The sequence below is a fragment of the Arsukibacterium sp. genome (genome assembly GCF_018402695.1).
GTDB lineage: Bacteria > Pseudomonadota > Gammaproteobacteria > Enterobacterales > Alteromonadaceae > Alishewanella.
Genome location: NZ_JAGYIM010000016.1, coordinates 608,314 through 632,498, shown reverse-complemented (window position 1 = coordinate 632,498; position 24,185 = coordinate 608,314). Strand labels below are relative to the sequence as shown.

The 24,185-nt window shown below is 51.4% G+C and carries 22 protein-coding genes; 8 read left to right on the top strand and 14 right to left on the bottom strand.

Going from position 1 to position 24,185, the window contains the following annotated elements; genetic code table 11:
* Positions 1–13: 13 nt before the first annotated feature.
* The 3 genes from KG631_RS10395 to KG631_RS10385 all read right to left on the bottom strand — a co-directional run bounded on the left by KG631_RS10395 (position 14) and on the right by KG631_RS10385 (position 2,562).
* A complete protein-coding gene (locus tag KG631_RS10395; RefSeq protein WP_213999564.1) occupies positions 14–445 on the bottom strand; it encodes a hypothetical protein in 432 nt (143 codons plus the stop codon).
* 98 nt (positions 446–543) lie between these two features.
* The gene (locus KG631_RS10390; RefSeq protein WP_213999562.1) at positions 544–2,127 is read right to left on the bottom strand and encodes an amidase; all 1,584 of its coding nucleotides are present in this window, start codon (positions 2,125–2,127) and stop codon (positions 544–546) included.
* 99 nt (positions 2,128–2,226) lie between these two features.
* Entirely contained in the window at positions 2,227–2,562 is a 336-nt protein-coding gene (locus KG631_RS10385) for a metalloregulator ArsR/SmtB family transcription factor (protein ID WP_213999560.1), read from the bottom strand.
* Between the two features lie 190 nt (positions 2,563–2,752).
* Here KG631_RS10385 and KG631_RS10380 point away from each other — a divergent pair, with 190 nt between their 5' ends.
* From KG631_RS10380 to KG631_RS10360, 5 genes are all read left to right on the top strand, one after another.
* Positions 2,753–3,688 carry a permease gene (locus tag KG631_RS10380; protein WP_213999558.1) on the top strand — a complete coding sequence of 312 codons (936 nt, stop codon included), beginning with the start codon at positions 2,753–2,755 and terminating at the stop codon, positions 3,686–3,688.
* A 100-nt stretch (positions 3,689–3,788) separates the two neighbouring features.
* The gene (gene zntR / locus KG631_RS10375) at positions 3,789–4,238 is read left to right on the top strand and encodes a Zn(2+)-responsive transcriptional regulator (protein ID WP_213999556.1); all 450 of its coding nucleotides are present in this window, start codon (positions 3,789–3,791) and stop codon (positions 4,236–4,238) included.
* A 3-nt stretch (positions 4,239–4,241) separates the two neighbouring features.
* Positions 4,242–5,336: an SO_0444 family Cu/Zn efflux transporter gene (locus tag KG631_RS10370; protein ID WP_213999554.1), complete on the top strand. Its 1,095-nt coding sequence runs from the start codon at positions 4,242–4,244 to the stop codon at positions 5,334–5,336.
* 113 nt (positions 5,337–5,449) lie between these two features.
* On the top strand, positions 5,450–5,941 hold the full coding sequence (locus KG631_RS10365) for a TIGR03546 family protein (RefSeq protein ID WP_213999552.1): 492 nt from the start codon (positions 5,450–5,452) through the stop codon (positions 5,939–5,941).
* A 10-nt stretch (positions 5,942–5,951) separates the two neighbouring features.
* Positions 5,952–7,703 (top strand): TIGR03545 family protein, encoded by a 1,752-nt coding sequence (locus KG631_RS10360; protein ID WP_213999550.1) that lies wholly within the window; start codon positions 5,952–5,954, stop codon positions 7,701–7,703.
* A gap of 90 nt (positions 7,704–7,793) precedes the next feature.
* Here KG631_RS10360 and rraB read toward each other — a convergent pair whose 3' ends face one another.
* The 9 genes from rraB to nudF all read right to left on the bottom strand — a co-directional run bounded on the left by rraB (position 7,794) and on the right by nudF (position 17,182).
* Positions 7,794–8,165 (bottom strand): ribonuclease E inhibitor RraB, encoded by a 372-nt coding sequence (gene rraB, locus KG631_RS10355; RefSeq protein WP_213999548.1) that lies wholly within the window; start codon positions 8,163–8,165, stop codon positions 7,794–7,796.
* Between the two features lie 4 nt (positions 8,166–8,169).
* Positions 8,170–8,913, bottom strand: a complete 744-nt coding sequence (locus KG631_RS10350; RefSeq protein WP_213999546.1) for a 1-acylglycerol-3-phosphate O-acyltransferase — start codon at positions 8,911–8,913, stop codon at positions 8,170–8,172.
* A 42-nt stretch (positions 8,914–8,955) separates the two neighbouring features.
* Complete coding sequence (gene parC, locus KG631_RS10345; protein WP_213999544.1) at positions 8,956–11,265, bottom strand: DNA topoisomerase IV subunit A; 2,310 nt, start codon at positions 11,263–11,265, stop codon at positions 8,956–8,958.
* A gap of 61 nt (positions 11,266–11,326) precedes the next feature.
* On the bottom strand, positions 11,327–12,718 hold the full coding sequence (locus KG631_RS10340; RefSeq protein WP_301003723.1) for a tetratricopeptide repeat protein: 1,392 nt from the start codon (positions 12,716–12,718) through the stop codon (positions 11,327–11,329).
* Positions 12,719–12,783: 65 nt separating this feature from the next.
* On the bottom strand, positions 12,784–14,676 hold the full coding sequence (gene parE, locus KG631_RS10335; RefSeq protein ID WP_213999540.1) for a DNA topoisomerase IV subunit B: 1,893 nt from the start codon (positions 14,674–14,676) through the stop codon (positions 12,784–12,786).
* 19 nt (positions 14,677–14,695) lie between these two features.
* On the bottom strand, positions 14,696–15,286 hold the full coding sequence (locus tag KG631_RS10330) for a YqiA/YcfP family alpha/beta fold hydrolase (protein ID WP_213999538.1): 591 nt from the start codon (positions 15,284–15,286) through the stop codon (positions 14,696–14,698).
* Positions 15,287–15,310: 24 nt separating this feature from the next.
* Positions 15,311–16,090, bottom strand: a complete 780-nt coding sequence (locus KG631_RS10325) for a metallophosphoesterase (protein WP_213999536.1) — start codon at positions 16,088–16,090, stop codon at positions 15,311–15,313.
* A complete protein-coding gene (locus KG631_RS10320; RefSeq protein WP_213999534.1) occupies positions 16,090–16,548 on the bottom strand; it encodes a DUF1249 domain-containing protein in 459 nt (152 codons plus the stop codon). The genes KG631_RS10325 and KG631_RS10320 overlap by 1 nt, the downstream gene beginning before the upstream one ends.
* Positions 16,535–17,182 carry an ADP-ribose diphosphatase gene (gene nudF / locus KG631_RS10315; protein ID WP_213999532.1) on the bottom strand — a complete coding sequence of 216 codons (648 nt, stop codon included), beginning with the start codon at positions 17,180–17,182 and terminating at the stop codon, positions 16,535–16,537. The genes KG631_RS10320 and nudF overlap by 14 nt, the downstream gene beginning before the upstream one ends.
* 116 nt (positions 17,183–17,298) lie before the next feature.
* Between nudF and tolC the strand changes: the two genes are divergently transcribed.
* The 3 genes from tolC to KG631_RS10300 all read left to right on the top strand — a co-directional run bounded on the left by tolC (position 17,299) and on the right by KG631_RS10300 (position 20,310).
* On the top strand, positions 17,299–18,657 hold the full coding sequence (tolC, locus tag KG631_RS10310; RefSeq protein ID WP_213999530.1) for an outer membrane channel protein TolC: 1,359 nt from the start codon (positions 17,299–17,301) through the stop codon (positions 18,655–18,657).
* A 109-nt stretch (positions 18,658–18,766) separates the two neighbouring features.
* On the top strand, positions 18,767–19,726 hold the full coding sequence (lpxL, locus tag KG631_RS10305) for an LpxL/LpxP family Kdo(2)-lipid IV(A) lauroyl/palmitoleoyl acyltransferase (RefSeq protein WP_213999527.1): 960 nt from the start codon (positions 18,767–18,769) through the stop codon (positions 19,724–19,726).
* 2 nt (positions 19,727–19,728) lie between these two features.
* Positions 19,729–20,310, top strand: a complete 582-nt coding sequence (locus KG631_RS10300) for a TcpQ domain-containing protein (protein WP_213999525.1) — start codon at positions 19,729–19,731, stop codon at positions 20,308–20,310.
* On the opposite strand, the gene glnE is transcribed toward KG631_RS10300, so the two are convergent.
* The gene (glnE, locus tag KG631_RS10295; protein WP_213999523.1) at positions 20,307–23,108 is read right to left on the bottom strand and encodes a bifunctional [glutamate--ammonia ligase]-adenylyl-L-tyrosine phosphorylase/[glutamate--ammonia-ligase] adenylyltransferase; all 2,802 of its coding nucleotides are present in this window, start codon (positions 23,106–23,108) and stop codon (positions 20,307–20,309) included. The two genes, KG631_RS10300 and glnE, sit on opposite strands and share 4 nt — an antisense overlap.
* Positions 23,105–24,052, bottom strand: coding sequence for a CYTH domain-containing protein (locus KG631_RS10290; RefSeq protein WP_213999522.1), 948 nt, complete (start codon positions 24,050–24,052; stop codon positions 23,105–23,107). The genes glnE and KG631_RS10290 overlap by 4 nt, the downstream gene beginning before the upstream one ends.
* Between the last annotated feature and the right edge of the window lie 133 nt (positions 24,053–24,185).

Below are 24,185 nucleotides of genomic sequence, written 5' to 3'. Positions count from 1 at the left end.
AAAACGGCAGGTATCAAATCAGCAGCAGACTTTTACGTAAATAAAGGGGAACAGAGGGTCGCGGGGGGGGCGCCTGAGCAAACCAGTTATTAGCCGGTTCAATAGCCGGCCAGATATCAGCCGGATGCAGCCAGCTTACCAGCAATATTAATGCTGGTAGTGACAAAGGATCGAGTTGGGTGGCCTGAGTATCGCAGCCGGAGCAGTTATCATGCTGCGCGGTAAGTGGTGGCAGCTCTGTGCCATCAACACTGGTTGGCGGCAATTGACCATGGCACGGCGGCGTTGTCGCAAGCTGCGCGACAGACTGCTGCTGATGGTCAGTGGCCTCGGCATGTGCCTGATTCACTAAACCATCACACAGCAATAAACACCAGGACAAAGCAAGGCTGACCATCAACGGGATAGTCCAGTGCTTTTGCTGTTGTACCATAGTACTTAACATAATTTGCTTAACAGAAGTTGTTTAACATAAGTTTGCCAATGGCAATTGCCGCTAAGGTTACTCCCAGGCGGCAAATAAGTCAAAACTGCAATATAAGCTCAGTCGCTTAATTCCGCCACAAAACCCGGCTGCTGATACGCCGCCAACCGCTGCTCCAGTAAGCTGGCCAGCGCCAGTAATTGGGGCTCAGACCAGGGTAAACCCACCAGACTGACGCCCAGTGGTAGAATACCGCTATAAGTCGCTGGCAAAGTAATGGACGGATAACCCGCCACCGCCGCCGCTGTTGAGGTACCAAAATTGAAGTCGTCGCCGTTAACATGATCAATTGGCCAGGCCGGACCATAAGACGGCATAATAATCGCATCAAAACCCTGCTCACGCAGATACTTATCCAGCGCCTGTTCTGCTAATTTCCGGCTGTCAGATAATGCCTGCTGATAACTGGCCTTATCGGCTTCCAGATCGATGGCGGCGGCTTGCTCTAAATACTCCTGGCCATAAAATGCCAGCGCGGCTTGGCCTTGCACCTGGTTAAACTCCACAATTTCTGCCAGGGTGTCTCGCTCTGCAGGTACCTGATACGTCGTTAGCCAGTGCTCTAAATCACGTTTAAATTCATAAATTAATACTTTCAGTTCTGCCTGATACAATTCTGGCGGCAATTGCCAGTTATCAGTGCTGACCACCTCAATTCCGGCAGCATTCAGCTCTGCTGTCAGCTTATCCAGCATAGGCGCTAACGCCGCATCCTGTTTATCATATGCGCGCACCACCAGCACTTTCTTTGCAGTGGGCCGCTGGGCTGCCGCTTCAGTTAGCGATACCGCAAATTTATTTTGTGCCGCAGGCGTGGCTAATGCATCCAATAGTAATGCCGCACCATATACTGTTCTGGACATTGGTCCGGCAATGTCCTGGGCCTCAGCTATCGGGATAATACCCTCACCTGACACCGCACTGCGGGTTGGCTTTATGCCAACAATGCCATTAATAGCAGCCGGGCACATTATCGAGCCATCGGTTTCAGTACCGACAGCCAGCAAAGTTAAATCAGCAGCCACCGCGACGGCTGAGCCCGAGCTGGAACCACAAGGTGTATGGCTGAGTAAATGTGGATTGCGCACCTGGCCACCAAGCGCCGACCAGCCACTGGCTGACTTTTCCCCCCGGAAATTGGCCCATTCCGATAAATTGGTTTTCGCCAGAATAATAGCCCCGGCGGCCCGCAACTGACTCACCAATGCAGCGTCTGACGCCGTAAGGTGGCCCTGCAACGCCAGGGCGCCGGCTGTAGTCGGCATGCTGTCGTTAGTGGCTATATTGGCCTTCAGCACCACCGGTAAGCCATGCAATGCAGAGCGCAGCTTGCCCTGACGCCGCTCGGCATCAAGTTGCCGCGCCTGTGCCAGGGCATCCGGATTAATGTCACTGATTGCGGCTAACTGATACCCGGTTTTGTTATGCGTTTCAATTTGCTGCAGGTAATAGGTAACCAGCTGTTCACTGCTTAACTTACCACTGGTCAGCGCCTGCTGGGCAGCACTGGTGCCAAGCCAGGCAGGGTTAAACTCAGTTTCTGATGAGGCTTGGACGGCCCCTTGCGACCCAACAGACGAGGTATTTCCGGTACAAGCAACCAGTGACAGCAGTAAACTCAGGCTTAAAACAAAATTGCGCATTGGTATTCCCTATTCATCAGTAATAGCTAATCGTAACCGCTTTCTGGTAGTTGCCGGCACCCTTTTGTCGCACCCCACCGGCTGTTGTCCGCAAAAACTTCAACATCTGGCGGCGCTATCGATTTTGTTGACCGCCAGTAACGGCTGACCATCAGCTGTGCAGCATTCAGCGTATAAATAGCCCAGCAAGGACTCCACTACCTCAAACTGCAACTGACAATACAAGGTGCGGCCGTCGCGCTGCTGTTGCAATAAATCTACCTTGATCATTCGCGCCAGATGGTGCGATAAGGTTGAACCAGGAATATCAAGTTGTTGCTGAATATCACCGACACTTAGCCCCTGCCCGCCTGCTTTAACCAAAATACGAAATATTGCCAGCCGGGTACTATGCCCAAGTTCTGCCAGCCGGGCGGCGGCCAATTCAAGTTCCATTACTAACTCCTGTTACTACCGTTGTTCGTCAGAAAATATAATCATTCTATATTTATCGAAGCATGTTGACAATTCCATATAAATGGAAATAAAATAATTCCACATTAATGGAAATGTGTATGCCCAGCCGGGCTTTTTTATCACTCAATATTTCGATATTTGCGGAATATTAAAAATGAGGAGTTCTATCATGCTGGATATAATCAATCTTGAGCAAAATGCGCTTTACAGCAGCATCCGGTTTTTTGTCATCGTGTTCAGTGAACTGGTGGTGTTGTTCGTGCTGATCAGCATGCTGGTCAGCTGGATACAACATAAAATCCCCAAAGCACGGGTTAAGGCGCTTTTATCAGGTAAAAGTGGCTACTTGCTGGCCGCTGGTCTGGGTGCTATCACGCCTTTTTGCAGTTGCTCAACGCTGCCAATGATGGTGGGGTTATTGCGGGCCAATGCTGCTTTTGGCCCGGTCATGACCTTTCTGTTTACCTCACCACTGTTAAACCCGTATTTAATTGCCATGTTATGGGTAATTTTTGGCTTGAAACTACTGCTAATTTACAGCTTAGCCGTACTGGGGGTAGCTATCAGCAGCGGAATTTTTCTGCAAGCCTTTAATTTCCAGCGCTTTGTAACCTTACCTGCTGTTGCCAAAAGCTGCTGTGGCAGCAGTAGCACCGAACCTGCGATACAAGCAGCGAACCCCTTGTCACTAAAAAAATTACTACAACAAGCAATCAGTGAAACCCGCAGTTTTTTACCACACATTGCCTTGGGTGTGGCGGTAGGTGCAGTTATTCATGGCTACGTGCCGGCTTCATTGCTGGCAGGTTTAAGCAGCGCTAACCCCTGGTGGCTGATCCCTGCCGCAGCCCTGAGCGGCATCTTGTTGTATGTGCGGGCCAGTACCATGTTGCCACTGGCGGCAACCCTGGTCGCCAAAGGGGCCAGTTTAGGTAGCGTAATGGCGCTGACCATCGGCGGTGCCGGCGCCAGTCTGCCGGAAATGATTATTCTAAAACGACTGTTTCAGTGGCCGCTGATGATTGCCTTTGTGTTGGTGGTACTGGGTACCGCAATAATAACTGGTTTCAGCATTCAACTACTCCTTGACCAAGCCCTGGTCTGACTATGGCCAGCTGATTTTGTTGCTAACCCTTGACTCTGGAGTAAGCTCAAGGGTTTATACTGTGCACGTAGTCGTTTAAAGCGATAGCAGGAGCACTCAGATGAAGATTGGCGAGTTAGTTAAACGGCATGGGGTCAGTGTTGATACCATCCGCTTTTATGAAAAACAACAGCTGTTAAGCCCCAGCGCCCGCTCTGACGCCGGCTATCGCTTATACAGTGAAGACGACAGCCAGCGCCTGGCCTTTATTTTACGGGCAAAAAGTGTTGGGTTTAGTTTGCAGCAAATTCATGAATTGCTGCAAATTGAAGATAACAAAAGCCAGTGGCAATGCAGCGATGTCAAAGATAAGGTGCAGCAAAAAATCCGGGAAATCAGTGAGCAGCTGCGCGAGCTGCAGCAGTTTAAGCAAGCCCTGCAACAGCTCGACAACGCCTGTTGCGGCGGCAGCATCAGCGCCACAGAGTGCTCTATTCTGACGGCACTGGAGCAAGGCAGCGCTGTTAAACCCGAGCAACATAATATGCCCGCAACAACAGCAGGAGCATAACTGATGCTGGATTTTATAGATAACTTCTGGCAGCTGTTTGTGCTGTCCGCACCCTGGTTACTGGTTGGCTTGGCAGTTGCAGCAGTGATGAAGGCTTGGATCCCGATGGACTGGCTGCAGCGGCAACTGGGTGGCGAAGGCGTAAAACCGGTGGTAAAGGGTGCGCTGTTGGGCGCACCTTTGCCACTTTGCAGCTGCGGCGTTATCCCGGCAGCAATCCAGTTACGCCGCGGTGGAGCGAGCAAAGGGGCGACAGTGGCATTTTTAAGTGCCACGCCGGAAACAGGGGTAGACTCTATTTCAGTATCTTATGTGCTGCTCGGGCCGGTGATGGCGATAGTACGCCCGGTTGCGGCTATTATCAGCGCCATTACCGCCGGTTTACTGGTTGGCCGGGCCACTGAAGCGCCGGCGCCCGCTGATATCAGTAATAACGTTAAAAGCTGCTGTGCTGCAAAAGCAACGCCGATCAGTGAGCCGGTTAAGCCATCCTGCTGCAGCGCCAAGCCCAAGACAGCGGCAAAACCTTCGCTGTGGCAGCAGGCGAAAGAGGGCCTGCAATACAGTACTGGCAAGCTGCTGAGCGATTTCTACCTGTGGCTAATGCTGGGCTTTTTTTTCGCCGCACTGGTGCAAACTCTGGTACCAATGGACTCCCTGACCCGGTATGGCAGCAGTATCTGGACCATGCTGTTAATGGTGCTAATCTCCGTGCCAATGTATGTCTGCGCTACGGCATCAACACCTATTGCCGCAGCAATGATGCTGGTCGGAATCTCCCCCGGTGCGGCGCTGGTCTTTATGCAGGCCGGTCCCGCTACCAATATCGCCACAATTAGCGTGGTATACAAAGAATTAGGTAAACGCGCGCTGGCAGCATACTTATTCGGGGTCATTGTGATGTCGGTACTGTTTGGCTGGTTATTGGACCAGGGTTTGGCTTATTTTGATATAACAGTGCAGGGTGCCATGCAACACCAGCATTCCGTATTGCCTGGCTGGCTTGAACTGGCCGCGGCATTGCTGCTGGCCGGGTTAATTTTGCGGATAATCGGCCAGCAGCTTAGTCAGCGCTGGCTGCGCCATCAGCTACAGTAACAGCCCGTTGCCGTTGCGTTTATCGACACTGTTTCAACCACCGGCGGCTGACAAACGCCGGTGTGCCTGTTACCTTATATAACAGCACTGACTGTGACGATAAAGGATGTCCTATGCTAACCCTGCTTGCCCGAATTCTGAAAGTACTGAACTCTGAAGCCTCCCCCTGGCAAATTGGCTGGGGCATCGGCCTTGGCCTACTCGCCGGCTTATTGCCGTTTGGCTTACTGACGCTGCTTATCCTGCTGCTGGTGTGTCTGTTAACTGTTAATCTGGCTACCTTTCTACTGGTCTGGGGCCTGTGCAGCGGCCTGATGTTTATTTTTGGTGACTCGCTGGAAGCTGTTACCTGGCAATATGCGCAAAGCCCCGGTTTGTTGCAACTGCTGGCGCAAAGTGAAACCTTGCAACTGTTTCATTTACATCACACGCTGGTGCTGGGCGCCTTTGTCCTGGGCATACTGTTACTGCTGCCGGTTACCTGGCTGGGTACAGTATTGGTCAAGCAATATCGTGGCCGGGTCATGAGTAAACTGCAGCAATGGAAAGTGGTGCAGATGTTAAAGGCCAGTAAGCTGGTGCAACTGTATGAAAAATTAAATTAAGGAGCGTCAGATGATCCGTAAATCCGGTTGGTTAATTTTTCTGGCAATGCTGGCAGCAGTCCTGGCACTCGTTTATCTGTTTCTTGGCACCGCTATCCGCTTTGGCATGGTGTATAGCCTGGAAAAAGCAGTTGGCGCTGAAGTCAATATCAGTGATGTTTCGGTCAGCCTGGCACCGCTCACCCTTAACGTCAGTGAATTACAAATTACTGACAATGCTAAACCAAGCCATAACACCATTAGTTTCAGCAATGCCCGGGCCGCACTGGAAGTGTGGCCGGCCTTACTGGGCTATTATGTAATTAACGACCTGGCGGTCGACGGCCTGGCCTACGGTACTGAGCGCAGCAGTCCGGGCAAGGTATTTCGTGGCCCACATGCTGACCCGGCCGACAAAGTCGATTTACAGCAGTTGCTCAGGCTCGACTTACCTAACGCCGATGAACTTCTGGCCCGGGCAGATTTACAAACTGTTGGCCGCGGCGAGGAATTAAAGCAGCTTGCCGACGAGCAGCAACAAGTGCTGCGCGACTTACAATCACAGTTGCCTGACAAAGCGAAACTTGAGCAAATTCAGGCTGATATTAAAGCGCTGACCGACAGTAAAATTGCCAACCCCGCCGATTTAGCCGCTAAGGCAGCTGAACTGAAAAAACTGCAGGACACGCTGCGCGCAGAGCGCGACCAATTAAAGGCGGTGCAGCAGCAGCTTAGCCAGAGCCGTCAGCAGTTGCAGCAGGCGGTAACAGCCCTGCGTGATGCCAGCAGCAGTGACTGGCAGAAATTACAGGATCTGGCCAATATTGGTGAGAGCGGTCTGGCACCCATCAGCCAGATTTTACTGGGCGATTTCTGGGGCGAGCGGATTGGTCAGCTGGAAGCGGTGTATCGCCTGGCACGGCCTTACATTCCGGACAATTTACCCGGCAAAGCGCAAGGCGAAGAGCCTGAAGTCACGCTGCCCAACCGCATTCTGCCTCTGCCAAGCCAGCCCTACCCGGATTTCTGGATTAAAAATGCCCGGGTTAACTGGCTGATTGGCGGCGGTGAAGCCTTAGTAGAGCTGCAGGATATTACTGCCCAGCACCAGATCATCAACGCGGCAACCCGCTTTAATGCACAAGTAACCGGTTTGCCGCAGCTTTCACTGCTGAAACTGGATGGCGACTTCGCCGTACTGGAGCAAATGGTCACCAATGTAAACTGGCAATTGCAGGGTATTAATGTCGACAGTATGGCTATTGGCGGTGGCGATACCCGACTAGAGCTCGCTGGTGCCATGCTGAACAGCACGGGTAAGCTAAATCTGGTCGACAACCAGGTGCAGCAGCAGGCCCAACTGGTGCTGCAACAGGCCGAGTTTACCCCCAGCGACAATAAATACATGCAGCAACTGGTCACGCTGTTGAACCAGCAGGCAGAAATCCCTCTTAATTTAAACGCAACGGGTTTGATTAGTGCACCAGATGTTAGCATTCGCTCGCCGCTGGATAAACTGCTGGCTGATGCAGTACTGGGTGAAGCCAAAGCGAAAATTGCTGCGTTGCAAACAGATCTGCGCAGTAAGCTCGACAGCGAGTTACAACAGCAGCTGGGTGGCCAGAGCGACTGGCTGAGTATGTTGAATCAACAAGACAGTGCGGCCGAGTCGCTGGAGGGCAATATTGAGCAAATGCTGAACGCCAAACTGGCCGGCGTAAAAGAGCAGGCCGCTGACAAGTTAAAAGATAAGCTGCGCGACCGGCTTGGCGGTGGAGGTTAACAGCAGATAGCTACTGCAACAAACACTACCGAAACTGCCATTAAAACAAAAAGCCGCTATAAAGCGGCTTTTTTGTTTTTAATTAATACCTTACTCTTCGTCGTCATCCAGATCAAAGTCTTCTTCGTCGCCTTCAAAGTAAGTGCCCCAGCCGTCGTATTCCACACCGTGTTTGTGGGCCAGTTCTTCCAGTTTAATGGCATCAGCAACGATAGGGTCGACCTCCAGTGATTGCTCGCGAATGGCATCGAAAACCCAGGCACTGGCGCCGTCTTCAAATTCAACTTCTTCGGCGTCAGTGACTTCATAACCCAGTTTAAAGAGCTCAACGGCCAGTTTTTCCAGCTTGTTAAAGTCTTTGTCGTAGAAATGATGCTCTACGGTATAAAGCGCATCCGGATCGCTGCCATCTTCCAGCAACGCGCCTATGGTATCTTCAGTAAATTCCTGCCAGTTTTCCATGCAATTACTCTTTTGATTTGCTGTTTCGCGCAGTGTAGTCGTTGCCGAGCTCTTCATCAAGCTGCTGAATTTGTGCGGCCATCTGTAAGCGGATATTTTTGGCAAACTGACGCAGATTGTCTTCTTTGCTCAGCGGCGCGGGCGCGGCAAACTGGACGATAACCTTGCCGTTATTCCAGCGGTTAAGTTTGAACTGATCATGGGTGCTACTCATGGTTACCGGCACCAGCGGTACGTTGGCCTCCAGTGCGATATGAAAGGCCCCCATTTTAAAAGGTAACAGACCCCGGCCGTAACTACGGGTACCCTCGGGAAACATCCAGACTGAAATTTTGTGCTGCGATATCCGCTCGGCTGCGGCCAGCATGGTACTTAATGCTTTATTTTTGTCGTTACGGTCAATCATGATATTGCCGCTTAACCAGTATAACTGGCCAAAAAACGGGATATATTTCAGGCTTTTTTTACCAATGGTTACCGTACGGGGTAATACAGTACCACTGAGTGTGAATAAGTCGAGGTTGTTCTGATGGTTGGCAATAAACACATAGGGCTCACCAGCGACAATTGCCGGATCGCGCCGCACTTCAACTTCAATCCCCAGGATCCAGGCAACCTTGCCGTACCAACGACTGAACAGCGCGACGTTGTCAGGATGAAAAGGTCTGAACAAACAGACGATTAACCCTGCCACAGTACTGATAATAAAAAATAACGTCAGTAATATTAGACGAACAACCGCAATCACTAGCTGGCCCCTTTAGGATAAAAGGGGCACAGTATAGCGGCTTTAGCTGTCACTGCTGGTTTGATCACTGGTGGTTTCATCAGTTTGCTGGCTGTCGCTGGCCCCCTGCTGCACCTGCACTTCGTCAATCCGCTGCAAGCCGCGTGGCAGTTTGTTGCCTCTGCGGCCTCGCTCGCCAACATAGTGCTCTAAATCAGCTGTTTTCAGGGTCAGTTTACGCTTACCCGCTACCAGAGTAACGCCGCCCTCTGCCGGTACCACCGCCAGCTGACAAACGTACTCTTCCCGGCTGGCTGCCCGGGCTGATGGAATAGACATTAATTTATTGCCTTTACCCTTGCTGAGTTTCGGCAATTCACTGACCGGAAATACCAGCATCCGGCCTTCATTGGAAATACATAGTAATAAATCGGTCTCGGGCTGTTTCACCACCAGCGGCGGTAACACTTTAGCGCCAACTGGCAGGCTAAGCACCGCCTTACCCGCTTTATTACGGCTGAGTAAATCACTGTATTCGGCTACAAAACCATAGCCGGCGTCGCTGGCCAGTAATAATGCCCGCTTGTCATCGCCCAGCAGCACATGGTCGACCGTTTCACCGGCAACAATGGTAAAGCGGCCACTTAACGGCTCGCCCTGACCACGGGCCGACGGCAACTCATGCGCTTCGGTGGCATAGCTACGGCCACTGGAGTCGATAAACACCGCCTGCTGATTGGAACGACCGCTGGCCATCGCTTTAAAGGCATCACCGGCTTTATAACTCAGGGCATTGCCATCGACATCATGGCCTTTGGCACAGCGTACCCAGCCTTTTTCAGACAGCACTACCGTCACCGGCTCACTGGGTAGCAACTCTTTTTCACTTAATGCTTTAGCTTCACCGCGGGTGACTAATGGGCTGCGTCGTTCATCACCGTATTTTTCAGCATCGGCCAGTAATTCATCGCGAATAAGCTTGGTGAGTTTTTTCTCTGAGCCTAAAATACTTTGCAGTTTGTCCCGCTCTTTGGCCAGCTCGTCCTGCTCGCCCCGGATCTTCATTTCTTCCAGCTTGGCCAGATGACGTAATTTCAGCTCTAAAATGGCTTCGGCCTGGCGTTCGGTTATACCGAAAAACGCTATCAGCTCCGGTTTTGGCTCATCAAAAGTACGGATAATCCGGATAACATCATCGATATTTAGAAAGGCAATTAATAAACCTTCTAACACATGCAGGCGGTCTAGCACTTTATCTAAACGATATTGTAAACGACGACGCACGGTGTCACGCCGGAAGCTCAGCCATTCGCTGAGAATTTCCAGCAGGTTTTTCACCCGCGGCCGTTGATCCAGCCCCAGAATATTTAAGTTAACCCGGTAGCTGCGCTCTAAATCGGTAGTCGCAAACAAGTGTTGCATTAACTGCTCAATATCTACCCGGTTGGAACGCGGTACAATTACAATCCTCGTCGGGTTTTCATGATCGGACTCATCGCGCAAATCGCTAACCATCGGCAGCTTTTTCGCCTGCATCTGGCCGGCAATTTGCTCCAGAATTTTTGCACCAGACGTTTGGTGTGGCAGAGCGGTTAGCACAATGTCGCCGTCTTCCAACTGATAGACTGCCCGCATTTTGATGCTGCCACGACCACTTTGATAAATTGCGGCAATATCACTGGCCGGGCTGATAATTTCGGCGTCAGTCGGGTAATCCGGCCCTTTTACATACTGCATTAAATCAGTAACAGAGCTTTGCGGGTTGTCCAGCAATGCAGCACAGGCGTTAGCCACCTCCCGCACATTGTGCGGCGGAATATCGGTTGCCATACCCACGGCAATACCGGTAATACCGTTTAACAAAATATGGGGTAACCGGGCAGGCAGGACTTTGGGCTCTTCTAAAGTACCATCGAAATTCGGCAACCAGTCGGTGGTGCCAGAGCCAAGCTCGGATAGTAGTACCTCGCTAAAACGGGATAACTTGGCTTCGGTGTAACGCATGGCGGCGAAGGATTTCGGATCATCCGGCGCACCCCAGTTACCCTGGCCGTCTACCAAGGGGTAACGATACGAGAACGGTTGCGCCATCAGTACCATCGCTTCGTAACAGGCGCTGTCACCATGCGGATGAAATTTACCCAGCACATCACCGACAGTACGGGCCGACTTTTTGTATTTGGCAAGGTGCGACAGGCCGAGCTCAGACATGGCGTAAATAATCCGCCGCTGCACAGGTTTTAAACCATCGCCAATATGCGGTAATGCCCGGTCCATAATGACGTACATCGAATAATTTAAGTAGGCTTCTTCAGTAAAGCGGCGCAGCGGTAACTGCTCAACGCCGTCCTGGGATAACACCGTTTCTGTCATGCCGGTTCCTGTTATATTTACGCTAATTCGTTATAAATTCGGTCGTTAAAAACTAATGTAATTAAAGTGGTAAGTTGGTTTTTTTACGACCACTTTTATCGGCGCGCCGGGTAAATTGCCATAATACTATGCCCAGTAAAATCAGGGTTGTACAACCGAGGATCCCTAACCACAACAGCTGAATTTGCCGTTTGCGTTCCACTTCCTGCAAGCGCAGCGCTTTTAATTCATTCTCGGCCTCCAGCAAGCTGGTACGAACCTGTTGCCGTTCACTGTCAAATTCAAGCCGCATATGCTCCAGCGCCAATTCATTTTCTTTGTTTCGAAGCTGCTGAAAGCCATCAATAAAATCATGCAGGGCAAAGTAAGCTTTCTGGTATTGGTCTTGCTGCGCCAGTAACTCCGCCCGTAGTAATTTTATGGCCAGTGCCACATGGTCGGCCTGCTCAGCAGGTTGCCTGCTGGCTTGCTCCGCCAGCATCAGCTGTTGCATTGCCAGCGATGTTTGCTCTAAATCACGATAAATCAGGGCTTTTTCGTAATGGTGAGACTGCACGTGATAACTGGACTGCAAATTTGCTAAGTATTGCTCCGCTTTCTCAATATAACCGAGTGCAGCCTCAGTGCGGTTCATTTCAGCGCTGGTAATCGCCAGCCCGAGATAAGCGTGATACAAATTGACGTCATCATTTGCTGCCAGACTGCGTTGCAGCATCTGATTAAAATGGTCCAACGCCTGCTGATATTTTTCCTGATAGCTGTACGTCCGGGCCAGATTAAACAGTACTGCTATTTCGTTTTTAACCCAACCTAATTGCTGATATAACACCAGCGCCCGCTGCAAAAACTCCAGCGCATCATCTTCAAATGCCAGTGAAGAATACATCAGGCCCAGCTGGGCATTCACCTCTGCCAGTATTTCCGGGTCCTGCAGCAATTCAGCACGCTGATACACGTCTTTTAACAACGTCAGTGCCTGTTGATCATTGTTTTGTTCGCTCATGATTGCCGCCTGATTGATCTGGCCTCGCAGAATGAGCTTTTCATTATCAAGCAGGGTCGCTAAGGCGGTGCCCTGTTGATAATGCTGCAGTGCGTCGGATAACTGCACCTGCATTTCCAGCGCATAGCCCAGTTCGTACCATACTTCCACTTTTAAAGCCGATTCAGTATCCTGCAGTAACGCCATTGCCCGACGGGCAGCCTGTTGCTGTTGCTGATGTCGGCCAAGCGCACTGTACAAGGCAGCTTGTTGCCGCAACCAATAGGCCTTTACCGCATCTGGCTGACTGGCAAACTCTGGCTGACGCTCCAGCAAAGTAGCCAGGCTTTGCTCAGGCTGACGATGTTTCAAGCTATCCAGCTCCTGTAACCAGTCAGGGATTGGCTCCGCCCGAACCAGAGATACCTGGATCAGTAACAACAGCAGCAATAAGTAGCGGCAGATTTTCATCAAAACAGTTTCATATCCTTAATTGTGATGCGACTTCTTTGGCGCCGGCAAACCTGGCCCCAGCGCTAGGCAATCAGCGCCCGGTCCCCTTTTAACTCCAGCCAGTCCCGTCGATCAGTTGCCCGTTTTTTGGCCAGCAACATATCCATCAGCTCCATGGTCTGAGCCACGTCATCAATGGTTAGCTGCACCAGGCGCCGGGTATTCGGGTCCATCGTCGTTTCACGCAATTGCAGAGGGTTCATCTCACCCAACCCTTTAAAACGTTGTACGTTAACCTTACCGCGTTTTTTCTCAGCTTCAATCCTGTCCAGCACCCCGGTTTTTTCATCTTCATCCAGCGCATAATAAACGTCTTTACCAATATCTATCCGGTACAGCGGCGGCATCGCGACATAGACATGCCCGGCTGCTACTAACGTACTGAAATGGCGCATAAATAAGGCGCAAAGCAAGGTGGCGATGTGTAAACCATCTGAGTCGGCATCGGCCAGAATACAAATTTTGCCATAGCGCAGCCCGGTTAAATCCTGACTATCGGGATCAATACCTATTGCCACAGAAATATCGTGTACTTCCTGCGAGGCCAGGATCTGGCCTGATTCCACTTCCCAGGTATTCAAGATTTTACCGCGTAGCGGCATCACCGCCTGGAACTCCCGATCCCGCGCCTGCTTGGCACTGCCCCCTGCTGAGTCACCTTCAACCAGAAATAATTCAGTCTGGTTTAAATCCTGTGCAGAACAATCGGTTAACTTGCCCGGCAAGGCCGGGCCAGACGTCACTTTTTTGCGAATAATTTTTTTGGCTGCTTTTAAGCGTTTCTGGGCGTTATTAATACAGAAATCAGCTAATGCCAGCGCGATATCAGTATGCTCGTTTAACCACAGGCTGAACGCATCTTTAACTATACCCGAGACAAAAGCCGCACACTGGCGTGACGACAAGCGCTCTTTGGTCTGGCCGGCAAATTGCGGGTCCTGCATTTTCACACTGAGTACATAGCTGCAGCGGTCCCAGACATCTTCCGGCGACAACTTAATGCCACGGGGCAGCAAGGTGCGAAACTCACAAAATTCACGTAAGGCTTCCAGTAAGCCCTGACGCAAACCATTTACATGAGTACCACCCTGCGCGGTGGGTATCAGGTTAACGTAACTTTCGGTAACCAGCTCGCCCCCCTCCGGCAGCCACAATAAGGCCCATTCCACGGCTTCCTGTGAACCGCTGAAATTACCGACAAAGGGTTGCTCTGGTAGCGCAATATAGTTTTGCACTGCTTCGGCCAGATAATCTCTTATGCCCGCCTGATAACACCAGCTGTATTGCTGCTGGTTGGTTTTATCGTCAAACTTTACCGTTAAGCCCGGACACAATACTGCTTTGGCTTTCAATACATGCAGCAGCCGGCTGACTGAAAACTTTGGCGAGTCAAAATAGCTTGGTGTCGGCCAGAAGCGCAGGCGGGTGCCGGTATTGCGTTTACCTACCGAGCCGGTAATCGCCAGCTCGCTGACTTTGTTACCGTGCTCAAAGGCAATATCGTAGACATTACCGTCACGGCGGATGCTGACATCAACCCGGCTCGACAAAGCGTTAACAACAGAAATACCCACACCATGCAATCCACCGGAGAACTGGTAGTTTTTGTTGGAAAACTTACCACCGGCATGTAAGCGACACATAATAAGCTCAACACCCGATACTCCCTCTTCCGGGTGAATATCGACCGGCATACCACGACCATTATCGATGACCTCTAAAGACTGGTCGTCATGCAAAATAACCTGCACCAAATCAGCATGGCCCGCCAGCGCCTCATCCACGCTGTTATCAATAACTTCCTGGGCAAGATGGTTGGGACGGGTCGTATCGGTATACATGCCTGGACGGCGCTGTACAGGTTCAAGCCCGGTTAATACTTCAATCGATTCGGCGTTGTACAGTTGTTCTGTCATAGTTTTTATCACTGTCTGGTCACTGGGAGCCCGCGATAGCCGGCGGTACTAACTGGCAAAATTCAGCAATAGCCGGCAGATAATCGGCAAAACCGCTAAAGCTGTGATCGCCACCTTTAATCACCTGTTGCCGGGCTCCCCGATAATAGCTAACGGCTTTGCGGTAATCTAACACTTCATCACCGCTTTGCAACAGTACTAAATAGTTGGCAGGGTAGCGTAACTGCAAAGGCATCAGTTGCTCCAGCTCGGCCATGTGGCTTTGCTGAACGGTAAAGTGTTGCTGCAATACCGGATGATGATATTCCCCCAGATAATCTGCCAGTACCTGATGTGGTGCTACCGCCGGGTTAATTAAACAGGCCCGGCAATGATACCGCTCGGCCATAACCGTTGCCAGAAATCCACCAAGCGAACTGCCGATAATAGCGCGGGGCGGCGCTTTATCCATCGCTGCGGTTAACTGAGCCATGGCTTCCGCCGGAGTGTAGGCTAGATCAAGAGCGACAAAATCTGCAGAGGGATAGTGTGTTGTAAAGTACCGGCGGGCCTGCACTGCTTTGACCGACAGTGACGAACTGGCAAAGCCATGTAAATAATAAAGGGTCAAACGTAGTCTCTCCTGCTGTCCATGTTACGGACCTACGGTGATAAATTGCCAGTCAACCTGGCCATCTGCCTTAAATTGCCACTGACAATACATAGGCCCCTGATCCAAGGTATGCCAGCTGTCCTGCTGGCAAAACTGCACCGAGCTGGCCGGGCAACCCACCAGCTGAATAGCCTGATGCTGACTGCTGTAGGCATGATGGCAGTGGCCATGTGCCAGGCCCCTTACCCGGGGCTCGGTTGCCAGTAACTGCCAGAAAGGAGCAGCATCCTGCCAACCGTGCTTATCAATGGCACTGCCAAGCGGTAACGGGTGATGATGGCTGAACAACCAGAAGTGGCTGGCGCTGCTGGCGGCAAAACGTTCAGCCAGCTCGTTGCGCCGCACAGCCTCAAAATAGCCGGCCGGCGTATCCCCTTTGGTATCGAGCAACAGCAACTGCCAGCACGCTAATTGTAAACTTGTCGCATCAACCAGCGGTGCCTGACTGGTTAACCAATTTAGCTGGTTGTAGTCATCATGATTGCCGGGTAACACCAGTACCGGGCAACGCAGTGGCGCCAGCAACCGGGCCAGTAGCTGGTATGATTCAGCACTGTGATCCTGACTTAAATCGCCACTGAGAACCAGCGCATCCGGCTGCTGCTTGCTACTGGCAAGGGCCTTTATGACCCGCTCCAGATAGCGGCCGGGTTTAACACCCTGATACTCGCCGTCAACGTCAGCCAGCAGGTGACAATCGCTTATCTGCACTATCTGATAGTGCTGATAGTGCGCTTTATCGGCTAACTGCAACACTGACATTATTTGAGTTCCACCGCCGCTGCATTATAGCCCTGGCTGATGCATAACTTCAGCCAGTCGGCCAGTAACAGATTGATCTGGCGTTTCTCATCCGGTTGCATCATCTGCGGGTTGGGGTAAGGATAGCGTGGTGCAAACTTACGGTGGCGGGCCACCCTTACCACTTCTGCCAGCTGAGCATCATGGTACAACTGCACATCAAAACTGGGACTGACAAAGTTGCTGCCAGTTGACGGCTGGCCTTGCGCTATAAGCTCAATTTGTAACCGGGTAGTAAAAGGGCCGCACTCCAGCACGGTTAACTGATAACGCTGTTGCGGATTTATGGCAATAACCCATTGCAAGCCAGGCGCGAAGTCGGCTGGCAATAAGCGGTTCAGGCGGGCATAATTTCGCTCGCACAAACTGAGAAAATCCGGTAACTGCGGCTGATATTGCCGCGCTTTAGTCAACAGCATTATGACTCCAGGCGCTACGCACCTCGGTTAAATGTAAACTTAGCCACTGTAGCGCAATGACGGTGGCGGCGTTATCAATTTTGCCCTCTGCCAGCAATTGCAGGGCATCCGCACGGGACAACACCTGCACTTTAATATCTTCATGCTCAGCAGTCAGGCCATAAATGCCGGGAATAACGGGCCTGCTTAACTGGCCAAGATATAACTGCACCCGCTCGGTACTGCCCCCCGGGCTGGAAAAATAACTAAGCATAGGCCATAGCTCGCCCAGTTCAAGCCCGGCTTCTTCCAATGCCTCGCGCCTGGCAGTTTGCTCAGCACTCTGGTTGTTATCTATCATACCGGCAATAATTTCCAGCAGCCAGGGGCTGCGGTTGTCAATCATTGCCCCGGCCCGGAACTGCTCAATCAGCACCAGTTGATCAGTGTCTGGATTGTAAGGTAGCACAGCAACAGCGTGGCCCCGCTCAAAAATCTCCCGCACCATAGCGCTACTCCAGCCACCGCCATACAGTTTGTGGCGCAACTGACAACGTTCAACCCGGAAAAAACCCTGAAAAACCGTGCTTTTATCGATTACCTCTACATCTTGCGCTGCAAATGATGGATAATCATCGTTATTGACTCCAGACATGTCTGCCCTCACATTTTGTTACACTCTTGACGGTAACTTTACGGTTTAATCCTGACTTAGTTTACCGTAACAGGTTATCATTTGGGCAGTTTCCTTTAAGCCAGGACTTGGTGATTATGAAAAAAACGCTTTTAAGTACTTTAATTCTGTCATCGTTAACCGTATTCAGTGTTAGCGCTTTTGCAGAAAATTTAGCCACTGTTTATCAGCTGGCTACCCAGAAAGATCCGCAATTGCTGCGGGCCGAGGCTATTCGCAACGCAGCCAGGGAACGGATTGATATTTCTAAAGCCCGTCTGTTACCTCAACTTAACCTGACGGCCGGTTACAGTAAAAACTTTTCTGAGAGTCCGGAGTTCGTTGAGGAAGGTATCATTATCGTTGATTCCGAACGTACTGGCTGGAGTGCTGAAGTCAGCTTAAGCCAGTCAATATTTGACTGGACTAATTGGAAGGACCTGAACACCGCCGAAAAACTGGCGATGCAAAGCCAGACCATTCTGGATGCCGAAATACAGGGTTTGATTGTTCGGGTATCGCAGGCGTACTTTAACGTGTTAAAAGCGGTAGACGATCTTGGCTTTGCCGAGTCAGAAAAACGGGCAATTGAACGCCAGCTTGAGCAAACCAAGCAACGCTTTGCAGTAGGCCTTACCGCCATTACCGACGTGCATGAAGCCCAGGCTCAATACGACAGTGCGGTAGCACGGGAAATTTCTGCCCAGAATATGCTGGAAACTGCCCGCGAGACCCTGCGTGAAATTACCGGCCAGTACCATAACGAGCTGGCCAGTTTAGACACCGATAAGTTTGATACGGTGCAGCCCTCACCGGCGACTGCTGATGCCTGGGTGACTATCGCCGAAGAGCTGAACCTGAATATCAAGGCCAATAAACTGGCACTGGATGTTGCGCAGAATGATATCGAAAATGCTAAAGCCGGCCATTACCCGACATTAAGTCTGGATGCGGCCTATGGTTCGGGCAAATCAGAAACTGAAAGCACCTTTCGCGGCACCACCCAGACAACAGATTTGCCAAGACTCGATAACAGCCGGATCGGGGTAAATTTACGGGTACCACTGTACAGTGGTGGTGGCACCGTAGCCGCTACCGATGTGGCGCGGGCCAACTATGTTGCAGCCAGTCAGGATTTAGAACAAAGCTATCGTACTGCGGTGCGTCAGGTTCGGGTTTCGTTTAACGATATTAATGCCAATATCGCTACTATCAGAGCACTGGAGCAGGCAGTAATATCAGCTGAGAGTGCGTTAAATGCTACAGAAGCCGGCTTTGAAGTGGGTACCCGTACCATCGTTGATGTGTTGCAAAGTACCCGTAACCTGTTTGAAGCACGCCGTAATTTATCAGGCGCCCGTTACAACTATGTTATTGCTATTTTGTCGCTGAAGCAGGCTGCAGGCAACCTGTCTGAGCAAGACTTAGTGGCGATCAATCAGGCATTAACCGAGTAATGTTGCTTAAGGTTCACCGCAGACGCGGTGAACCTCTTACCAGTTTGGTCTTTTCTGGTGGTTTTTTTCCGTTACAATAGTCCCATTATTTTCTATTGAGACAGCCACTGTGGTTAATGCTCCCCGTTTTAGCTGGCATTTTTTGCTTCCCCAATACTGGTTATTATGGCTGGGCGTAGGTCTGATGTGGCTGATTAGTTGGCTGCCCTACCGGGTATTAATGCTGTTAGGTCGTGCCGTTGGCGCCTTGCTGTATAAGCTTATGTCCTCCAGACGCAAAGTTGCAGCCCGCAATATTGCCTTATGTTTTCCTGAAATGCCGGCAAAAGAACAACAGGCACTTTTAAAAGCAAATTTTGCCGAGTCAGGTAAAGCTCTGTTTGAAACCATTATTGGCTGGTGGTGGCCAGACTGGCGGGTGCGGAAACTGGCGCATTTTCAGGGTTATCATCATATCGAAGCGGCCCGGGCTGAGGGTAAAGGCGTGCTGTTGCTGGCCGGACATTTTCTGCATTTAGAAGCGGCCTGCCGGGTATTTGGTTTAACCCACCCCAGTGTTGGCTTTTACCGGCCCCATAACAACCCGTTAATGGACTATTTGCAGTACCATGGCCGCAACCGCGCCAATAAATATATGGTGGGCAAACGTGATGTAAAAGGGCTGATTCAGGCACTTAACCAGCAGGAAGTGTGCTTCTATCTGCCGGATCAGGACTATGGCCGCAACCGTGCTGAATTTGTGCCTTTTTTTGCCGTAGCAGAAACGGCGACCACCACCGGTACCCTGTTGTTCGCTAATGCAGCTAACTGTGTGGTGATCCCGGTCTATACTTATCGCCTGCCGGGCTATCAGGGGTATCAGGTCGAGGTATTACCGGCATTGAACAATTTCCCGAGTGGCGATGATAAAGCCGATGTCACCCGGGTGAATCAATGGGTTGAGCAAGCCGTGTTAAAACATCCTGAACAATACATGTGGTTGCACCGCCGCTTCAAAACCCGGCCACAGCCAGAGGACCCGTCGTTGTATAAAACAGAGACGCCCGCCAATGCTAACGGGAGGCAGTAACAATGTGGTACTGGGTACGCACCTGCATTATTCTGGGCGCGCTGGTAGCCGCCGGCTACTTGCTGCTAACCAAAGCCGATATGATTTTTAAGAAAGAAACCGTCAACACTGCGGCCCGCGGATTCAGTGAGTTCTACAGTAAAATCCGCGGCAACCAGGCGGGCAGTAACGAGCAGAGTGATTATCATATTACCCTGCCAGACACCAGTGGCCAGTTAAGCCGCAACCTGGCCCAGCGTGGCCGGGAAGTGATGCCGGCTGCTGCGACCTGGCAGGGCCTGGTTACTGACCGGCGGTTCCGCGCGGGTGACAGTTTAAAAACCACCCTGAGCAATTATGCCCGCAGTGAGGGTATCGAATTATATTGGACGTTGCCCCGCGATTATGTGATTAAACAGTATTTTCAGACCGATACCACCTTGCTTGGCACAGTGCATAATATTGGCAAAGCCATTGCCCCTGATTTTGCTGAACCGGTACTAACCTACTTTTGCCCGAATGAACGCGCCGCCGTCATCACTAACCGGCTTACTCCCTACCTGCAACAGCATTGTCAGCCTATTGTTAGTCCAAATCCAGGCTAATGGGTCGCAAACAATTGTTGCCAAACCTGCTCTACGGTAGCACGCGCTGTCGCCAGCCTGCTTTCGGTGGGCACTCTGGCCGGCGCCAGCGTCAGCCGATGGCCCCAGCCCCGCAGTAACTGATACGCTTGCTGTAATTCAGTCACCTGTTGTTTGGCAAGTAAACCAGCATCAGCAGCGGCAGCAAGAATGCGGATATTATCACTGAACCGGTATAACGCCGGGTATGCTTTGCCATGGGCAAGCACCAGATACTGGCTGATAAACTCCAGATCAACAATGCCGCCGCTACTATGCTTGATATCATCGTCCGCACTGCCATGGTGGCTGCGCAACTTCTGGCGCATGGTGATAACATCCTGGCACAACTGAGCGGGGTCGCGTTGCAGTTCAATAATGTCGGCCCGGATTTTATTAAAACGCGCTGCCATCCGCTCTGAACCAATAATTAACCTGGCCCTGACTAACGCCTGATGCTCCCAGGTCCAGGCTTCGTCACGCAGATACTGAAAATAAGTATCAATATGGATGGCCAGCAGGCCGGAATTGCCGGAGGGCCGCAGCCGGGTATCGATGTCGTACAACACACCACTGTTGGTGCGGGTCGTTGCCAGGTGCAAGACCCGCTGGGCTAACTTAAGATAAAACTGGCGCGAATCAATTGCCTTATCGCCGTTGGTACTGGCCAGGCTGTCGCAGTGATGGACAAACACCAGGTCGAGGTCTGAGCCATAACCCAGCTCCAGGCCGCCCATTTTGCCATAGGCGATAACCGCAAAACCACGATCCGCCTCGGTTGCGCCTTCCGGTAAGCCATAGCGGGCGGTCATTTGCTGCCAGGCCAGTGTTACCACCTGCTCCATCACCACTTCGGCCAGCCAGGTCAGATGATCACTTACTTGCATCAGTGGTAAGGCGTCACTAATATCAGCAGCGGCAATCCGCAATTGTTGTGCCTGTTTATACTGCCGCAAGGTTTCCATCAGCAGCTCTAAGTCATCTTCCGGCACCCGTAATAAATATTGGCGGAGCCGATCCTGATAATCAGCTTTATCGGCTACCCGGTACAACTGTTCCGGATCAATCAGTTCATCCAGTAACATCGGATAGCGGGCCAGCTGCTCTGCCAGCCAGCCACTCTGGGTGCATAACAGCACTAATTGCTGCAGGGCAGCCGGATTTTCAAACAATAATTCCAGGTAGGCGGTGCGGGTCATTATTTGCCGGAATACCCCCAAAACCCGGCTCAGTACTAAGCTGTCTGCCTGCTCTGTTTGCAATAAATGCAGCAAAATTGGCATTAGCTTACTTAAAAAATCGTGGCCTCTCGGACCGACACTGCGTTTCTGGCAATCCTGTCGAAAAGCATGGATATCTTCAATCATCGCCACGGCAGCAGACGGGTCAAGCCAGTCCAACTGTTCCGCCAGCTCTGTAGCGGGTAACTGGCTGCCCCACAACAAGCGGCCAACACCTAATTCTTCCTGCTCCGGGCTGTCTTCGTGGTCGATAACTAACTTAAACTGCTGATGCACCCGCTGCATGGCATCTGCCACCTGCTGCTGCAGGTTAGCCCATTTATCAATATTCAGGCATGTCAGCAGCTGCAACCTGCCAGTTTCATCGCCAGGCAGGGTTTGCGTTTGCTTATCGTCAATGCCCTGCAGCGCCTGCTCAACCCGGCGCAACAATAAGTAGTCCGTTTTTAATTCGTCGGCCTGGTTTGCTGACAGCATTTCATGCTGCACCAGGCCTTCCAGCGCGGCTAACAGGCTTTGCTGCTGCAGCTGAGGGATCCGGCCACCCCGGATCAACTGCAACGTCTGCACGACAAACTCTACTTCGCGAATACCCCCGGCACCCAGCTTGATATTGTCTACCCGGTTACGCCGCCGGTTCTCCTGCTCTATCAGCTGCTTCATTCGGCGCAACGATTCTATCGCTGAAAAATCGATATATCGCCGGTAAATAAAGGGCTTCAGTAACTTTTGTAATTCCGGTGCATGGCGTGGGTCCGGGTTCAGTACTCTGGCTTTAAGCAGAGCATAACGCTCCCAGTCACGCCCCTGCTCCTGATAATAATCCTCCAGGGCGGCAAAGCTCAGCACCAGCGGGCCGCTATCGCCAAATGGCCGTAACCGCATATCGACCCGGTAAACAAAACCGTCCGCGGTCGCCTGATGCAGGGCAGCAATCAGTTTCTGGCCAACTTTGGTAAAAAACTGCTGGTGCTCCAGCGTGCGGCGGCCGTCACGGGTTTCCCCATGACCAGGATAGGTAAAAATCAGATCGATATCAGATGAAAAATTAAGCTCTTTGCCGCCAAGCTTACCCATACCCAAAATAAGCATTGGCATAGCCACGCCTTGCTCGTCATAAGGTGTACCATTTTGTTGCTGTTGCAGCTGATACGCCCAGCGATATGCACTGTTAATCAGGCAATCTGCCAGAGCCGACACCCTGGCCAGCCCCTGTTCTGTGCTCTGTAGCTGATAGATATCGGCGGTCAGCAACATCGCCAGTGCCTGGTTGCGGTAGCGCCGCAAACTCCTGAATACCGCCGCCTCATCGGTTAATTCGACCCTGCTCAATGGATCGACCCACGGCTGTTTCAGCTGCTGCACCAGGGCGCTTTTATCCAGCAACAAAGCCGTCAGTTCTGGCTGCTGGGTTAGGGTACGGCCTAAAAATAAACTGGCTTTTAACAGGGTAATTAGTTGTTGCTGCTGTTCGGTGGCAAGTGCAGTACTGTTAAGCTGGTTATAGGCCTCCTGCCAATAACTGTCCGGTTGAGTCATGACTTCTCCTGGCCCGTTAACACACCACTTTGTTGTAATAATAACACCGACAGTGCCAGCAAGAAGCTGTTGTAAGCCTTAAGCTCAAAGACAACCACACCTTGGCTCAGCTGACCGGCCAGGGTAGACGCCTGTTGACTGTAGCCGCTAAATTGCAGAGTATTTAGCTCAGCTGAGAGCCGCTGCAAATAGTGACTGGCCTGTTCCAACAAAGGCAGTTGCAATTGCAACTCAGCCACATTCGACAGTTGTCTGTAATACACCGCTTCCACACATTGCAGGGCGCTCAGGTTAGCAATTAACCCCTGCGGTTCGGCGACCGGCATGCTCAGTTGCTGTTTGTCTGCCAGCAGATACCCCCGGGCCGCCTTACTAAGCCAACCGGTGCGCAGCGGCAATTTACTGATTAGTTGTTCTGCGACACTAAATAACGGATTAACATTACCGTTAAGCAGTTCCAGCTCAAGTTCAGCAATGGCTTCGGTCTTAGTGCCCGCGATCACATCGCCAGTATCATATACAACATCCAATACCGTACCATCGCAGGCTAGCTGCCAGCTGTGGCGGATAAAATCGGTACGGAATATTTCAGTCAATTGTTGTTGCAATGCCTGAATATCAGTATCAGCCGGCCAGATCTCCAGAGGAAAGGCCGCTAAATCGGGAACGATATCGGAGGTTGGCAGATTAAACTCCGGCCGGGCCTGCAGCGCGCCATGTTGCTGTCCGGCCAGTTTAATGGTTTGCTCAAAGCAGCCGTTTTTCAGGCGGGTACGCAATCCCATATTCTGACGACGAAACCAGTTATCCGGCGTATCATAATATGCGTTCAGTAGTGCTACCGGGCCGCTGTCGGTAATCCTGCCGCAGGAGGCTAACAATGCTGGCAGCAGATCACTGTGCGCAGGGGCCAATAAAAACTTTAATTCGAGCTCTATACTCATATCAGGCTATCCTCTATAGCAGGCTGCGGCCAGCCCGGCCAACTTTTACACTTGTCAAGTTGCTGACAACTCCCTATCATCCGGAGTATTGTGTTAACCCCTGCACAAGTGTAACCGTTGATTAGAATGGATT

Bases quoted from the DNA above. Each gene is read 5' to 3' on its own strand.
- nudF (WP_213999532.1), bottom strand. From the start codon at position 17,182: ATGTCTGGAGTCAATAACGATGATTATCCATCATTTGCAGCGCAAGAT.
- KG631_RS10380 (WP_213999558.1), top strand. From the start codon at position 2,753: ATGCTGGATATAATCAATCTTGAGCAAAATGCGCTTTACAGCAGCATC.
- KG631_RS10385 (WP_213999560.1), bottom strand. From the start codon at position 2,562: ATGGAACTTGAATTGGCCGCCGCCCGGCTGGCAGAACTTGGGCATAGT.
- zntR (WP_213999556.1), top strand. From the start codon at position 3,789: ATGAAGATTGGCGAGTTAGTTAAACGGCATGGGGTCAGTGTTGATACC.
- KG631_RS10340 (WP_301003723.1), bottom strand. From the start codon at position 12,718: ATGAAAATCTGCCGCTACTTATTGCTGCTGTTGTTACTGATCCAGGTA.
- glnE (WP_213999523.1), bottom strand. From the start codon at position 23,108: ATGACTCAACCGGACAGTTATTGGCAGGAGGCCTATAACCAGCTTAAC.
- KG631_RS10325 (WP_213999536.1), bottom strand. From the start codon at position 16,090: ATGTCAGTGTTGCAGTTAGCCGATAAAGCGCACTATCAGCACTATCAG.
- parE (WP_213999540.1), bottom strand. From the start codon at position 14,676: ATGACAGAACAACTGTACAACGCCGAATCGATTGAAGTATTAACCGGG.
- tolC (WP_213999530.1), top strand. From the start codon at position 17,299: ATGAAAAAAACGCTTTTAAGTACTTTAATTCTGTCATCGTTAACCGTA.
- KG631_RS10365 (WP_213999552.1), top strand. From the start codon at position 5,450: ATGCTAACCCTGCTTGCCCGAATTCTGAAAGTACTGAACTCTGAAGCC.
- KG631_RS10395 (WP_213999564.1), bottom strand. From the start codon at position 445: ATGTTAAGTACTATGGTACAACAGCAAAAGCACTGGACTATCCCGTTG.
- rraB (WP_213999548.1), bottom strand. From the start codon at position 8,165: ATGGAAAACTGGCAGGAATTTACTGAAGATACCATAGGCGCGTTGCTG.
- KG631_RS10370 (WP_213999554.1), top strand. From the start codon at position 4,242: ATGCTGGATTTTATAGATAACTTCTGGCAGCTGTTTGTGCTGTCCGCA.
- KG631_RS10390 (WP_213999562.1), bottom strand. From the start codon at position 2,127: ATGCGCAATTTTGTTTTAAGCCTGAGTTTACTGCTGTCACTGGTTGCT.
- KG631_RS10290 (WP_213999522.1), bottom strand. From the start codon at position 24,052: ATGAGTATAGAGCTCGAATTAAAGTTTTTATTGGCCCCTGCGCACAGT.
- parC (WP_213999544.1), bottom strand. From the start codon at position 11,265: ATGACAGAAACGGTGTTATCCCAGGACGGCGTTGAGCAGTTACCGCTG.
- KG631_RS10360 (WP_213999550.1), top strand. From the start codon at position 5,952: ATGATCCGTAAATCCGGTTGGTTAATTTTTCTGGCAATGCTGGCAGCA.
- KG631_RS10320 (WP_213999534.1), bottom strand. From the start codon at position 16,548: ATGCTGTTGACTAAAGCGCGGCAATATCAGCCGCAGTTACCGGATTTT.
- KG631_RS10300 (WP_213999525.1), top strand. From the start codon at position 19,729: ATGTGGTACTGGGTACGCACCTGCATTATTCTGGGCGCGCTGGTAGCC.